Origin of the sequence: Curtobacterium sp. MCBD17_019, assembly GCF_003234555.1 — a bacterium.
Lineage (GTDB): Bacteria > Actinomycetota > Actinomycetes > Actinomycetales > Microbacteriaceae > Curtobacterium.
The window spans coordinates 1-14,161 of the sequence record NZ_QKTT01000003.1; the positions used below are offsets into that span (position 1 = coordinate 1).

Genomic DNA, 14,161 nt, shown 5'->3' on the forward strand with positions numbered 1-14,161 from the left:
CGGCCCACCCCACACCAGCACCAGCGCCGGACCCCAGGACAGGAACCATGACCACCACCCCGCCCAGCCCGTTCATCGGACCGGACAGCCCGCTCGACGCGCGCCAGCAGCAGATCGTCGAGCGCGTGTCGGCCGCGGAGCACGCGTCGATCGTCGCCCTGCCGACGGACCACCCGCTCGACCCGAAGCGGCGTGCGCGGGACGAGGCCACCTACCCGGAGCTCATCGCGCAGCCGGACCGCATCCGCGAGACCCTGGCCGCCAACGACGCCGCCCTCGACGAACTCGCGGACCGGATCGCCGCGATGGACGTCGACCGCGTGTTCGTGACCGGCGCGGGGGACTCCCTCGCGGTGGCGATCGCCGCGCGGCAGACGCTCGAGCTCATGCTCGGGGTCCCGGTCGAGCCGGTCCAGAGCCTCGACCTCGCGTACTACCTCGCACCGCTCGTGACGACCCGCAGCGTCGTCATCGCCCTCTCGAGCTCAGGGGAGACCACCCGCACGGTCGAGGCCGCCCTCGTCGCCCAGCACATCGGCGCCCTGACCGTCGCGATCACGAACACGGCGGGTTCCACGCTCGACACGGAGTCCGAGCGCACCCTGCTCCTCCGAGCCACCCGGGTCGGCTGGCCCACCCAGTCCTCCACCACGGCGCTCGCGCTCCTCGTCGACCTCGCCATCCGCGTCGGTGCGCTCCGCGGTCACGCGGCCGCCCCCGCACTCCGGCAGGCGCTCGACACGGTGCCCGCGCTCATGGAACGCGTCATCGCCGAGACCGAGCCCCGCCTGCGCGCCATCGCACAGCGAGAGCAGGCCGCCCACGCGTTCCTGTTCTCGGCCGCCGGCCCCTCGTGGGGCGCGGCGATCATCGGCGCCGCCAAGGTCAAGGAGTGCACCCCCGACCACGCCGAAGCGATCCAGGTCGAGGAGTTCCACCACTACAATTCGCTCAAGGCGGGGGAGCCGATCTGGGTGATCGCGCCCGCCGGGCCGTCCGTGCCGCGCGCCGTGCACACCGCGAGCGAGGCGAAGCGATTCGGCGGCAGCGTCACGGTGGTCACGACCGAGGGCGTGCACGACTTCGACGACGTCGCCGACGACGTCGTGACCGTCCCGGCGGTCCCGGAGCCGATCAGCCCACTCCTCACGGTCCTCCCGGCCCAGCTCACCGGCTACCTGCTCGCGATGGAGCAGTTCGCCACGGCCGAGGCCGCGGTGGCGGCCGAGGCGGGGACGACGACCACGGCGGCGACGCATGCGTGAGGACGCGGCCGCGCCGAGCCTCCTGTGCGTCGGCAACCTGACGATCGACGACTCCGTCATCGACGGCGTGACCACCACCGCACTCGGCGGCGACGCGCTCTTCGCGGCGCTGGCCGCGCGACGCGTGCTCGACGACGTCCGCATGCTCGCACCGGTCGGGACGGACCTGCCCGCCGCGCTCCTCCAGGACGTCGCCGACGCGGGGATCCGCGTCGAGTCGGCACGGCCGCGCGACGGACGCACCGTCCGCAACCGGGTCACCTACGCCGCGGACGGCACCCGCACCTGGGACCTCCTCGACGGCGAGGACGCGTTCGACGCGATGTCGGTGTACCCGGACGACGTCACCCCCGCCGCGCTCACGGCCACGGGCGTGCTCGTCTCCGCCATGAGCCTCCGGTCACAGCTCGCCCTCGGCCCGTGGCTCCGCACCGCGACCGCGGCGACCGTCTACCTCGACCTGCAGGAGGACTACGTCGCGGGCAACGAGGACGCGCTCCTCGCGCTCCTGCCGACGTGCGACGTGTTCCTGCCGAGCGAGGTCGAGGCGGTCGCCCTCGCGGGGACCGACGACCTCGTCGCGGCAGCCGCGGTGTTCCGCGCCGCCGGAGCCGACCTCGTCGTGATCAAGACGGCCGAGCGCGGCTGCGTCCTGGCGACGGCGGACGGGACGCTCGTCGTGCCGACCGACGTCGTGACCCCCGTCGACGCGACCGGCGCGGGCGACGCGTTCTGCGGTGCCTTCGCCGCAGCCCACCAGACCGGCGCGGACCCGGTCACCGCGGCCCACGCCGGTGCCGCCGCCGCCCGCGTCGCGATCAGCGCACACGGCGTCACGGCGCTCCTCGCCGAGCGCACCGCGGCCGCCGCCGCACCGAGTGGCGCGCCGACCGCCACGACGACCGGGGCCGCCTGATGCACGTCCGACTCCTCAACCCGAACACGAGCCTGCCGATGACCGACGCCGTCCTCGCCGCCGCCCGCGCGGTCGCGCGCCCGGACACCGTCCTGACCGCGAGCCACTCCAGTGGTGCGCCGGCGACCGTCGAGACCCACGTCGACGAGGTGTTCGGCGCCGCCGGTGTGCTCGCGCAGGTCGAGCAGGGCGAACGCGACGGGGTCGACGGCTACGTCGTCGCCTGCTTCGGCGACACGGGTCTCCCGGCCGCTCGCGAGCGGGCCCGCGGACCGGTCGTCGGCATGACGGAGGCAGCGCTCCAGACCGCCGCGCTCCTCGCCCACCGGTTCACCGTCATCACGATGCCCCCGCGGACCATCGCCATGACCGACCGCGTGGTCGCCGCACTCGGCCTGGGTCACCGCTGCGTCGTCCGCGCCGTCGAGGTCGCGGTCGAGGAGATCGAGACCGGCGCCGGCCCCGCCTTCGACGCGTTCGCCCGGGAGGCCCGGCACGCGCTCGTCGCGGACGGTGCGGAGGCCATCGTGCTCGGTTGCGCAGGACTCACGGACCTGGTGTCCGGCCTCGGGGACGCGCTCGGCGTGCCGGTGGTCGACGGTGTCGCCGCCGCCACGACCGCGGTCGAGGGGCTGCTCGCGCAGGGGCTGACGACCTCGCGTGCGAACACCTGGGCCGTGCCGACCGGGTCCCCGACCACGAGCGAGGTGTGGGCATGAGCGCGCTGTTCACCGACGTGTTCGTCTGGGCACCGGAGACACCCGCAGGCATGGTCGGTCCGACCGATCTCCTGGTCGTCGAGGACACCGTGCGTGCGATCGGCCCGGCGGCTCGGCAGCAGGCTCCGGCGGACGCGCGGGTGGTCGCCGGTGGGGGGCACCACGTCCTCGTCCCCGGACTGGTCAACGCGCACTTCCACTCGCCCGCGAACCACCTCAAGGGCGCGTTCCCCAGCCGCCCGCTCGAGACCTTCATGCTCTACGAGTCGCCCGCGGACCCCGACCTCGCCCCGACCCCGCGCGAGGCGTACCTCCGGACGATGCTCGGCGCCCTCGAGATGCTCCGGACCGGGACGACGAGCGTGCAGGACGACGCGTTCCTCATGCCGGCGCCCGATCCCGACGTCATCGACGCCGTCATGCAGGCGTACGAGGACAGCGGCATCCGCGCGAGCGTCGCCCTGGACCAGCCGGAGCTCGCCGACGCCGACAAGCTCCCGTTCCTCGACGACGCCGACGACGCGCTGGCCGCGGCACTCCACGCGCCGGCACCGGCCGCGGCACCGGAACTCCTGGCCGCGTACGACCACCTGTTCCGGCGGTGGCACGGCGCTGCCGACGGCCGGCTCACCGCAGCGGTGTCGATCTCGGCGCCCCAGCGGGTGAGCCCGGAGTACTTCGGTGCGCTCGACGACCTCAGCCGTACGCACGACGTCCCGCTCTTCGCCCACATGCTCGAGACACGCACGCAGCGTGCCCTCTCCGCGCCGGGCAGCGGGCAGGAACGGTTCGCCGGGCGGAGCCTCGTCCGGTACACCGCGGACCTCGGGCTGCTCAGCGACCGCGTCAACGTCATCCACGCGGTGTGGGTCGACGAGCACGACCTCGACCTGATCGCCGCAGCGGACGCCGTCGTGGCGCACAACCCGGTGAGCAACCTGCGGCTCGGCAGCGGCGTCATGCCGTTCCGCGCCATGCGCGACCGCGGCATCCGGATCGCGCTCGGCGTCGACGAGGCGATCTGCGACGACACCGTCAACACCTGGGGCGTCGTCAAGCAGGCCGGCCTCATCCACAACGTCGCCGGGCTCGACGCGGACCGCTGGCCACTCCCGGCCGAGGTCCTCGACGCGCTCTGGGAGGGCGGCGCCGCCGCGATGCGCCGCGACGGGCGGAACGCCGAGCGCGGCCGGATCGGCCGCGTCGCCGAGGGCGCGCAGGCGGACCTCGCGCTGCTCGACCTGCACGCGCCGGCGTTCACGCCGTTCAACGACCTCCGCGGCCAACTCGTCTACTGCGAGTCCGGCGGCAGCGTCCGGATGACGGTCGTCGCCGGTCGGATCGTCGCCGAGGGCGGCCGCGTGGTCTCGGTCGACGAGGCCGCACTCCTCGCGGAGGCCCGGGAGCTGCACGCAGCCCGGCGTCCCGCGCTCGAACGCACGTGGGCCGCGGCCGACGCCCTGTACCCGGCGTACGACGCCGTGGTGCGGCGGGCCGCCCGCACCGATGTGGGCATGACCAGGTGGATCGCCACGGACAGGACGACAGCATGACGCACGACGACACCCGCACCGACACGGCCCCGGGTCACGGCTTCTGGGACTACCGGCCGATCACCGACGCGCCCGGCCGGGACTGGCCCGACGGCCGACGCCTGGCCGTCTACGTCGCCGTAGGACTCGAGGAGTACCGCTTCGGCGTCGGAGCGACCGAGGACATCGTGCCGGACGTCACCGCGCCGGACCTCGTCAACACCTCGTGGCGGGACTACGGCAACCGCGTCGGGGCGTTCCGCCTGCTCGAGCGTCTCGACCGTGCGGGCATCCCACCCACCGTGCTCCTCAACACCGCCGTGTACGACGCCGCGCCGGACCTCATCCGCGCCGCCCGGGCCCTGGGCGCCGAGTTCGTCGGGCACGGCATCTCGAACTCCGACTCGCTCGGGGCCATGTCGAGCGCCGAGGAGGCCACATACGTCGCCGCCGTGGCCGACCGGATCGCCGCCGAGGAGGGCGAGGCGCCGGGCGGCTGGTCGAGCCCCTGGCTGACCCACACGCCCTCGACGCTCGACAACCTCGTCGCGAGCGGGTACCGCTACCTCCTCGACCTGCGTCTCGACGACCGCCCCGTGCCGATCACGACCGCTGCCGGCCAGATCGTGGCGCTGCCGTACGCGCTCGAGGTGAACGACAGCACGACGATCGTCGGCCGCGGCGCGTCGGCGTCCGAGTTCGCCGACATGGTGGTCGACGAGTTCGACGAGCTCCTGGAACGCTCCGAGGAGCAGCCGCTCGTCATGAGCGTCGTCGTGCACTCGTTCATCTCCGGCGCCCCGTTCCGCCTCCGTGCTCTCGACCGGGCCCTGCAGCACATGACCGCACACCGGGGCCGCGTCTGGTTCACCCAACCGCGGGCGATCGCGGCGCACCTCGCGACGACGGAGGTGACGGCGTGAGCGACCCCATGGACACCCCGAACGCTGGAGGCACGGCCGCGGGCGCGGCGGCCAGGACGGGCGGCGTGACGGCGTCGATCCGGGACCTGCACGTGTCGCTCGAACGTGACGGTGCCCGCAGCGCGGTGCTGCGCGGCGTCGACCTCGACATCGCCCGCGGCGAGATCGTCGGGCTCGTGGGGGAGTCCGGCTCCGGCAAGAGCATGCTCGCCATGAGCCTGCTCGGGCTCCTGCCGGACGCCGCCCGTCCGCACATCAGCGGCGAGGTCCGGGTGCAGGGCACCGACATGGCCCACGGCACCGACGCCGAACGCGCTCGTGCCCGGCGCACCGCGCTCGGCGCCGTGTTCCAGGACCCGATGACGTCGCTCAACCCGACGATGCGCGTCGGCCGTCAGATCGTCGAGGCCGGGCAGGACCGCGCCGGGTCGATCGCCCTCCTCGACGCGATGGGCGTGCCCGACCCCGCGATGCGGTTCAGCGTCTACCCGCACGAGCTCTCCGGTGGCCTCCGCCAGCGCGTCATGGCGGCGATCGCGATGGCCGGGAGGCCCGCCCTGGTCGTCGCGGACGAGCCCACCACCGCGCTCGACGTCACCGTGCAGGCGCAGCTGCTCGACCTGCTCCGCGAACTCCGCGACGAGCAGGGCTGCAGCGTCCTCCTCATCACCCACGACCTCGGCGTCGCGGCCCAGATCGCCGACCGGATCGCCGTGATGTACGCGGGACGCCTCGCCGAGGTCGGTCCCACGGACGCCGTGCTCACCGCCCCCGCGCACCCGTACACGGCCGGCCTCATGCGGTCCCGCCTGTCGCTCGGTCTCGACCGCGACGTCCGGCTCCCGACCCTGCCACCGGACACGCTGACGCCCGAGCAACGCCTCGTCGGCTGCCCGTACCGCGCACGGTGCCCCCTCGCGTTCGACCGGTGCGTCGCCGAGACCCCCGGGCTCGACGCCTCGGTACCCGCGCCGGACCACGCAGCCGCGTGCTGGGCCCCGGCCGAGGTCGTGCGCACCGACGCGGCCACGCCGCGGACCGCCGCGGTCGCACCCGGCCCGGGCCGCGCCTCCGGGCCGGTCGCCACCCGCGCCGCACCGGCCGGTGCCGCCCGCGTCGGTGACGGCACGGCCCCCGCCCCGGCGGTCGTCGTCGACGACGTCGTCTGCACGTACGTCACCGGCCACGGTCGGCGGCGCCGCACCGTGGAGGCCGTGCGCGGCATGCGCTTCGACGTCGCCGCCGGTGCGTCACTCGCGATCGTCGGCGAGAGCGGTTCGGGCAAGTCGACGATCCTCCGCGCGATCGCCGGCCTCGTGCCCGTCCGGTCCGGACACATCCGGGTCGCCGACGGCGGCGCGCAGATGGTGTTCCAGGACGCCGGGTCGTCACTCACCCCGTGGATGACGGTCGGCGAGACCCTCGCCGAGCGGCTCCGCCCGCAGCGGCTCGGCCGCACCGAGACCGACCGACGCGTGTCCGAGGCCCTCGACACCATCGGTCTCCCCGCATCGGTCGCACGGCTCCGCCCCTCCGACCTGTCCGGTGGGCAACGGCAGCGCGTCGCGCTCGCCCGAGCGACCGTCGTGCGGCCCGCCGTGCTCCTGTGCGACGAACCGACGAGCGCGCTCGACGCCTCGCTCGCCGCGACCACCCTCAACCTCATCCGGGACATGCGGGAGGAACTCGCCATGACCGTCCTGTTCGTCACGCACGACCTCGCGGTCGCCCGGCTCATGGGCGACCGGATCGCCGTCGTCGAGCGCGGCCGCATCGTCGAACTCGGCGCCGCCGACGCCGTCATCGGCGACCCACGTGAGCCGTACACCCGCACGCTCGTCGCGTCGGTCCCCGAGATCGCGGTGGCCCGGTGAGCGCCGTCGTCGCGACCCGCCGGTTCTCACCCGCGGCGTTCACGAGCGGCGTGCACGCCGGACGCACCACGGCATGGGTGCTCGTCGGGCTGCTCGGCGCACTCACCGTCGTCGCGATCGTCGCCCGCCTCATCACGCCCGACGACCCGATCCAGCCGGTCGGCGGCGTGCAACTCCCGCTCGGGTCGCCGGGACACCTGCTCGGTACCGACTCGATCGGGCGCGACATCCTCTCGCGCACGCTGTACGGCCTCCAGACGTCCTGGTTCTCGGCACTCGCCGTCGTCGCGGTCGGCCTCGTCGTCGGCGGCGTGGTCGGCGTGGCGGCGGGCGTCGCCGGCGGGTGGGTCGACAGCGTGCTCATGCGGGTCACCGACCTGTTCCTCGCGCTGCCGTCCACGCTCGTGGCCATCGCGATCGTCGCGGCGCTCGGACCCGGCATCACGAACACGCTCATCGGCATCTCGGTCGTGTGGTGGCCCTACTACGCACGCATCATCCGGTCCGAGATCCGCGCCACCGTCGCCCGACCCCACGTCGAGGCGGCCCGGGTGGCCGGGGTCGGCCGGGCACGGCTCGTGTTCCGGCACGTGCTCCCCGCCGCCGTGCCGACCGCCATCGTCACCGCGAGCCTCGACATCGGCAACGTCGTGCTCCTGCTCGCCGGGCTGTCGTTCCTCGGTCTCGGCGCGCCGTCACCCGCACCCGAGCTCGGCGCCGACACCGCCGCGAACACGCAGCTGCTCCTCAGCGCGTGGTGGGTGCCCGTCGTCCCCGGCGTCGCCGTGCTCGTCCTCAGCCTCGTCGCGAACCTCGCCGGCGACGGCATCCGCACGCTCGTCGGGTCCAGGAGGTGACGAGCGTGATCCGCTTCCTGCTCCGTCGTCTCGGGTCCCTCGTGGCCGTGCTGCTCGTGCTCAGCGCCGTCGTGTTCCTGCTCCAGCAGATCTCGCCCGGCGACCCGGCCCGCGCGGCACTCGGCGCGAACGCGTCACGGCAGGCCGTCGACGCGGAACGCCACCGCCTCGGCCTCGACGACCCGCTGCCGGTGCAGTTCGTGCGGTTCATCGCCGGAGCCCTGCACGGTGACTTCGGGACGTCGTACCGGACGCACCGGGCCGTCGCCACCGACCTCGCATCGGCGTTCCCCGCGACCGTCGAGCTCGTGCTCGCCGCGTTCGTGATCGCGCTCGTGCTGGCCGGGCTGTTCGCGGCCTCCGCGGCCCTCCGCTGGCCGTTCGCGGGCGTCTACCGGGGAGCGCTGCTCCTCGCGGCGACCGCACCGCCGTTCCTGCTCGCACTCGGCGGGATCATCCTGTTCTACGCGCAGCTCGACTGGCTCCCCGCCTCCGGGCAGGGCACCGGCGGGGTCGGGTCCGCGGTGTCGCACCTCGTCCTGCCCGCGACCGTGCTCGCCATCGCCCCGGCCCTGGCGATCGGGCGCATCCTGCGGGCCGGTCTCGAGACGACGCTCGTGGCCGACCACGTCCGGACCGCTCGGTCGAAGGGCCTCGGCGAGGGGGCCGTGCTCGCCCGGCACGTCGTGCGGAACGCGATCGGTCCCGCCCTGGCGATGGCGGGCCTCCAGCTCGGGTTCATGTTCGCCGGCGACGTCGTCGTCGAGCAGGTGTTCAGCTGGCCCGGCATGGGCAACTACCTCGCCAACAGCATCCCGACCTCCGACTACCCGGCCATCGCCGCGGTGACGCTCGTGCTCGGCGCGGTCTACGTCGTCGTGAACACGGTCGCCGACGTCCTCCAGACCGCTGCGGACCCGCGTCTCGCCTGACGGCGCGAGCGACCTCGGCCAGCTCCACCCCATCCCACCCAGAACGCACCACCCCATCCAATGAAGGAGACACCGTGAGGCTCAGCTCACTCCGTCGGCGGACCCGCATCGCGCTGGTCGCGGCCGCGGCCGTCCCGCTCCTCGCCCTCGCGGCCTGTTCCGGAGGTGGCGGCTCGAGCCCGAACGCCGCACCGGAGAACGGCACGCTCACCGTCGGTCTGCTCGGCGACATCGGCCAGCCGCCGGACCCCGACATCTACTACGCGAACAACGGCCTCGCGATCGTGCTCAACACGTACGAGGGGCTCGTGCAGTACGCGAACGACACCGACTCGGTGAAGATCGCGCCCCGCCTGGCGACGTCGTGGACCGTGAGCGGCGACAACACCGTCTACACGTTCCACCTCCGCAAGGGCGTCACCTTCCACGACGGCACCCCCTTCACCTCGGCGGCGGTCAAGGTCGCCTTCGACCGACGCATCGCCGTCAAGGGCGGCGCCGCGTACATGGTGCAGGGCGTCGAGAGCGTCGCGACGCCGGACGCCTCGACCGCCGTGGTGACCCTCGACGCCCCGAACTCGGCGTTCCTGGACTACCTCGCCTCGCCGTTCGGCCCGAAGATGGAGTCGCCCACCGCGCTGCAGAAGCACGCCGGATCGGACGACGCGCAGACCTACCTGCAGACCCACGACGTCGGGACCGGTCCGTACGAGATCAACTCGGCCGACCCCGGCACCTCGTGGACCCTGTCCCGCTACGCCGGGTACTGGGGCACGAAGTCGCCGTTCACCACGGTGAAGCTGCCGATCTACTCGGACGCCTCGGCGCTGCAGCTCGCGTTCGACCGCGGGGACGTGTCCGCGATCGTCGCCGCACTGCCCTCGTCGAGCCTGTCCAAGTACGAGGACAGCAAGCAGTACGCGAGCTACATGCTCCCCACGCTGCAGTCCGCCCTGGTCACCGTGAACCCGACCAAGTCGTTCTTCAGCAGCAAACAGGCCCGACTCGCGTTCCTCGAGAGCATCGACCAGAAGTCGATCGTCAAGCAGGTGCTCGGCAGCCGCTCCGAGCCGGCGACGACCCTCTACGCCAAGGGCATGATCCCGGGCGGCAAGGACGAGCAGACGATCACGTACGAGCCCTCGGCGATGAAGTCGTACGCGAAGACGCTGCCGTCCGGCACCACGATGACCATCGGCTACGCGAGCGGCAACACGAACGCCCAGCAGATGGCGAACATCCAGGCGGCGAAGCTCCAGGCCGACGGCATCACGGCCACGGCGAAGTCGTACCCGACGTCCCAGGTGTTCGGGTGGATCAACGACCCGACCACGGGCCCGGACGCGTTCTTCGACGGCAACAACGGGCCGGACGGCGGCTCCCCGTACATGTGGGGCCACGTCTTCTGGGACAAGTCGGGCGGCATCGACTACTTCGGCTGCGACGTCCCGGCGGTCGACCAGAAGCTCGACCACGCCGTGCAGACCGGCGACGACAGCGCGTACGTCGCCGCGGCCGAGCAGTACGCCCAGACCGGCTGCTACTACAACCTCTCGTACAACAAGGACTGGGTCGTCGCGCAGAAGTGGCTGACCGGCGTCGCGAAGTCGCACAACATCGGCGCGAACGAGCTGGACTTCAGCAAGCTCGGCATCGCCGGGTGAGGTCCGCGGGCGCCGGTGCACGCCGGCGCCCGCGTCCCTTCCCCCCGTCCACCGCTTCCAGGAAGATCGACCTGATGACCCCTCCCGAGATCGCCGCCCTGGCCACCGTCCCCGCCGCGCCGTCGCTCCCACTGCGGATCCACGCGCGCCTCCGCGAGGCGATCATCCGCGGCGAGTACCCGCAGGGGCAGAAGCTGCCGGAGGTCCGGATCGCCGACGAGCTCGCGGTCTCCCGCGTCCCGCTGCGCGAGGCCGTCCCGATGCTCGAGTCCGAGGGGTTCGTCGTCACGACGCCCCGACGCGGAGCGGTCGTCGCGACGTGGACCTCCCGCCTCGTCCACGACCTCTTCGACCTCCGTGAGGTCCTCGAGGTCGGGGCGGCCCGCCACGCCGCCCGCGCCGTCGCGGGTGGTGCCTCCGTCGACGCACTGCACGAGGCGCTCGAGCACTCGCAGGCCGTGGTCGACGACGGGGACCCGTACGCGATCGCCGCGGCGAGCACGCGGTTCCACGAGGTGATCGTGGAGATGACCGGCAACACGCTCATGCAGGCCTCGATGCGGTCGGTCTCCGGTCGCGTGCAGTGGCTGTTCTACCTGACGAGCGAACTCGACGTGCACGACGCGTTCCACGACCACGTCGAACTCGCCGCCGCGATCGAACGCGGCGACGAGCGGATGGCGGAGGCGCTGGCGTACTCCCACATCGAGCGCGACCGGATGCCGTCGATCGCCGCGCTCCACCCACGCGACTGACCGCGGCGGGTCGTGCCGCGCGCGGGTCAGCGCGCCGGCGTCACGACGCCGGGGCGCCCTCCGCCTCCGGCGCCGCCTTCCGCCGCCCCACGCGGGGCAGGAACACGCCGTCGCGCAGGGACCGCTCGATGTCCTCGAGCGACCGGTTCTTCGTCTCGGGCAGGCGGAAGAAGATGAACACCCAGGCGACCACGTTGAGCCCCGCGTAGACCCACATCGCGCCGCCGAGCCCGAGCCACAGCACGAGCGTCAGGGCCGTGACGGTCACGAGCAGGTCGGAACCCCACAGCGTCATCGCCTGCAGACTCGTCGCGGCCGGTCGGACGGTGAGCGGGTAGAGCTCCGATTCGAGCAACCAGCCGATGACCTGCAGACCCCCGGACTGGAAGAACATGAACAGGAGCAGGAACAGGAGACTGAGCACCGGGTTGAGGTGGTCGCCCCCGAACAGGAACAGCGCCCCGAACGCCGCCAGGCTCGCCGCCGAGAACGGGAGCGTGAGCAGGGGGAGCCGCCGACGGCCGATCCGGTCCACGAGCCGACTGCCGATGAACGTCATGAGCAGGTACACCGCACCCACCCCGACGTTCGCCCAGAGTGCGAACGCATGTGGGAACCCGGCCTGCGTCAGGATCGTGGGCGTGTAGTAGATCATCATCTCGAGCCCGGTGATCTGCGTCAGGATCGCGACGCCGACCCCCGCGACGAGCGCGGGCCGCACCCACCGCTCCCGGAGCTGCGACCACGCTGCGCCCCCGCCGGTGCCTCCGTTCTGCTCACGGTCGGCGACGGACCGGATGTCGTCGAGCTCGTCACCCGCGTCGGCGGGGGACCGCCGCACCCACCGGAGGACCGTCCCCGCGTCGTCGTCCCGGCCCGCGTGCACGAGCCATCGGGGGCTCTCGGGGAGCACGAACATGCCGAGCAACAGCACGATGGCGGGCACACCGGACAGCATGATGAGCCAACGCCAGGAGAGCACGTCGTCGAGCGCGACGTTGACGAACGCGGCCGACAGGATGCCGATGCCGATGGCACAGCTGAACAGGGTGACCATCCGCCCGCGCCGCTCCCGGGGCGACAGCTCGGCGACGTACGTCGGAATGACCTGCGTCGACCCCCCGACGGCGAGGCCGAGGAACAGGCGGCTGAGCACGAGGGTCGTGGGGCCGGGGGAGAGCCCGGCGAACACGACGCCGAGCACGAACACGGCCGCCACGATCATGATCGTCCGACGCCGACCGATGCGACGTGAGAGCCAGGAGCTGCAGAACGCGCCGAGGACGGCACCGGCGAGGATCGCCGCCGTGATGAGCTGTTTCACCCCGTTGCCGATCCCGAAGTCCTTGCCGATCGAGATCAACGTCCCGGAGATCACACCGGTGTCGTAGCCGTAGAGCAGACCGCCGAGCGCCGCGATGAGTGCGATGCGCCGGACGTGCCCCCGCGTGGCGGACGCCACCTCGTCGTCGGACCGGCCCTCGCGATCGATCTCGTCGGGGATGCCCCTGCCCTTGGTCGCTGTCGTCACCGCGCACACGGTACGGCGGTCCCGCCGAGCGCGGTCACGGCCGGGAGGCCCGGGTGTCGCGTCGCGCGCCGCCGCCCGGCGTCAGGCCGAGTGGGCGGGCCGTCGCGTGTGGTCGCCGCGGCCGGATCGTGTTCGGGTCTGCTCGGCGCAGTGGAGTGCGGGGTTCCGCGGAACACCGGCGAACCGGTCGGAGTCGGTGAGGAAGGAACGGACGGCGGTCATGCGACCAGCCCTTCACGAGGCTGTGGACACCTCATCGCTGCCGGACCGCCTCGCTGTGCCAGCGTTCCGCGGATCGCGGAGGCCGTCGTGGCGACGAGACTGCTGAACAGCCCGGTTCCACGACTCTACGATCTGCGATCGGGAGGCCCAACTCCCTCCACCGGACCATCCGGATCGCGCGGTCCACGCCCTTGCATGCATCTCCACGACCACGGCGCGCCGCTTAGGCTGGACCGCATGGCCACCGTCATCCTCGTCCGCCACGGCCGCACCACCGCCAACGCCTCCGGCGTCCTGGCGGGGCGGGCGGCGGGCGTGGCGCTCGACGACGTCGGACGGTCGCAGGCGCGACGCACGGCCGAGCGACTCGCCGTCGTGCCGCTCGTCGGCGTCGTCACCAGCCCCCTCGAGCGCTGCCGTCAGACGGCGCGGGCCGTGACGGACCTCCAGACCGGATCACCGACCACCCTGGCGGACCGTGGCATCACGGAGTGCGACTACGGGGACTGGCAGGGGCGCGCCCTCGGCGAGCTCGCGAAGGAGGCCCTGTGGTCGGTCGTGCAGTCGCAACCGTCGGCCGCGGTGTTCCCGGGCGGCGAGTCCATGGCGGCGATGCAGGCACGCGCCGTCGCGGCGATCCGGCGCCACGACGCCCGGTTCGAGGCCGAGCACGGTCCGGGCGCGGTCTGGGCGGCGGTGAGTCACGGCGACGTCATCAAGTCCGTGATCGCGGACGCCCTCGGCATGCACCTCGACCTCTTCCAGCGGATCTCGGTCGGGCCGGCGTCGGTGTCGATCATCCGGTACGGCACCGCCCGTCCGGACGTCGTCGCCACGAACACGGACTCGGGTGACCTGTCCTGGTTGCGCGCGCCGGCACCCGCCGCGGACGCCCCGGTGGGCGGCGGTGCCGGGCATCCGGAACCGACGGCCGACGGCCCCGCCCCTCGCTGACCGGGGTCCGACCGGAC

Annotated in this window: 12 protein-coding genes; 11 read left to right on the top strand and 1 reads right to left on the bottom strand. The window is 73.1% G+C overall.

Annotated features, from left to right (window positions below; all coding sequences use genetic code 11):
- Window positions 1-47 precede the first annotated feature (47 nt).
- From DEI82_RS03555 to DEI82_RS03600, 10 genes are all read left to right on the top strand, one after another.
- Window positions 48-1,265 (top strand): SIS domain-containing protein, encoded by a 1,218-nt coding sequence (locus tag DEI82_RS03555; RefSeq protein ID WP_111035834.1) that lies wholly within the window; start codon window positions 48-50, stop codon window positions 1,263-1,265.
- Window positions 1,258-2,181, top strand: a complete 924-nt coding sequence (locus DEI82_RS03560) for a carbohydrate kinase family protein (protein ID WP_111035835.1) — start codon at window positions 1,258-1,260, stop codon at window positions 2,179-2,181. The genes DEI82_RS03555 and DEI82_RS03560 overlap by 8 nt, the downstream gene beginning before the upstream one ends.
- Complete coding sequence (locus tag DEI82_RS03565) at window positions 2,181-2,900, top strand: aspartate/glutamate racemase family protein (RefSeq protein WP_111035836.1); 720 nt, start codon at window positions 2,181-2,183, stop codon at window positions 2,898-2,900. Before DEI82_RS03560 ends, DEI82_RS03565 begins: the two co-directional genes overlap by 1 nt.
- Window positions 2,897-4,453 (top strand): amidohydrolase family protein, encoded by a 1,557-nt coding sequence (locus tag DEI82_RS03570; protein ID WP_111025700.1) that lies wholly within the window; start codon window positions 2,897-2,899, stop codon window positions 4,451-4,453. Before DEI82_RS03565 ends, DEI82_RS03570 begins: the two co-directional genes overlap by 4 nt.
- Window positions 4,450-5,355, top strand: coding sequence for a polysaccharide deacetylase family protein (locus DEI82_RS03575; protein WP_111035837.1), 906 nt, complete (start codon window positions 4,450-4,452; stop codon window positions 5,353-5,355). Before DEI82_RS03570 ends, DEI82_RS03575 begins: the two co-directional genes overlap by 4 nt.
- Entirely contained in the window at window positions 5,352-7,229 is a 1,878-nt protein-coding gene (locus tag DEI82_RS03580) for an ABC transporter ATP-binding protein (protein ID WP_220037230.1), read from the top strand. The genes DEI82_RS03575 and DEI82_RS03580 overlap by 4 nt, the downstream gene beginning before the upstream one ends.
- Window positions 7,226-8,086, top strand: a complete 861-nt coding sequence (locus DEI82_RS03585) for an ABC transporter permease (RefSeq protein WP_111035839.1) — start codon at window positions 7,226-7,228, stop codon at window positions 8,084-8,086. The genes DEI82_RS03580 and DEI82_RS03585 overlap by 4 nt, the downstream gene beginning before the upstream one ends.
- Before the next feature lie 5 nt (window positions 8,087-8,091).
- Window positions 8,092-9,018 (top strand): ABC transporter permease, encoded by a 927-nt coding sequence (locus tag DEI82_RS03590; protein ID WP_111009329.1) that lies wholly within the window; start codon window positions 8,092-8,094, stop codon window positions 9,016-9,018.
- Window positions 9,019-9,092: 74 nt separating this feature from the next.
- The gene (locus DEI82_RS03595) at window positions 9,093-10,682 is read left to right on the top strand and encodes an ABC transporter substrate-binding protein (RefSeq protein WP_111035840.1); all 1,590 of its coding nucleotides are present in this window, start codon (window positions 9,093-9,095) and stop codon (window positions 10,680-10,682) included.
- A gap of 74 nt (window positions 10,683-10,756) precedes the next feature.
- The gene (locus tag DEI82_RS03600; protein ID WP_111013354.1) at window positions 10,757-11,437 is read left to right on the top strand and encodes a GntR family transcriptional regulator; all 681 of its coding nucleotides are present in this window, start codon (window positions 10,757-10,759) and stop codon (window positions 11,435-11,437) included.
- 40 nt (window positions 11,438-11,477) lie between these two features.
- Here DEI82_RS03600 and DEI82_RS03605 read toward each other — a convergent pair whose 3' ends face one another.
- Window positions 11,478-12,968 (bottom strand): sugar porter family MFS transporter, encoded by a 1,491-nt coding sequence (locus DEI82_RS03605; protein WP_220037231.1) that lies wholly within the window; start codon window positions 12,966-12,968, stop codon window positions 11,478-11,480.
- 459 nt (window positions 12,969-13,427) lie between these two features.
- On the opposite strand from DEI82_RS03605, the gene DEI82_RS03610 reads away from it, so the two are divergent.
- On the top strand, window positions 13,428-14,144 hold the full coding sequence (locus tag DEI82_RS03610; protein ID WP_111009002.1) for an MSMEG_4193 family putative phosphomutase: 717 nt from the start codon (window positions 13,428-13,430) through the stop codon (window positions 14,142-14,144).
- Window positions 14,145-14,161: the final 17 nt, after the last annotated feature.

Bases quoted from the DNA above. Each gene is read 5' to 3' on its own strand.
- DEI82_RS03565 (WP_111035836.1), top strand. From the start codon at position 2,181: ATGCACGTCCGACTCCTCAACCCGAACACGAGCCTGCCGATGACCGAC.
- DEI82_RS03600 (WP_111013354.1), top strand. From the start codon at position 10,757: ATGACCCCTCCCGAGATCGCCGCCCTGGCCACCGTCCCCGCCGCGCCG.
- DEI82_RS03610 (WP_111009002.1), top strand. From the start codon at position 13,428: ATGGCCACCGTCATCCTCGTCCGCCACGGCCGCACCACCGCCAACGCC.
- DEI82_RS03560 (WP_111035835.1), top strand. From the start codon at position 1,258: ATGCGTGAGGACGCGGCCGCGCCGAGCCTCCTGTGCGTCGGCAACCTG.
- DEI82_RS03555 (WP_111035834.1), top strand. From the start codon at position 48: ATGACCACCACCCCGCCCAGCCCGTTCATCGGACCGGACAGCCCGCTC.
- DEI82_RS03575 (WP_111035837.1), top strand. From the start codon at position 4,450: ATGACGCACGACGACACCCGCACCGACACGGCCCCGGGTCACGGCTTC.
- DEI82_RS03570 (WP_111025700.1), top strand. From the start codon at position 2,897: ATGAGCGCGCTGTTCACCGACGTGTTCGTCTGGGCACCGGAGACACCC.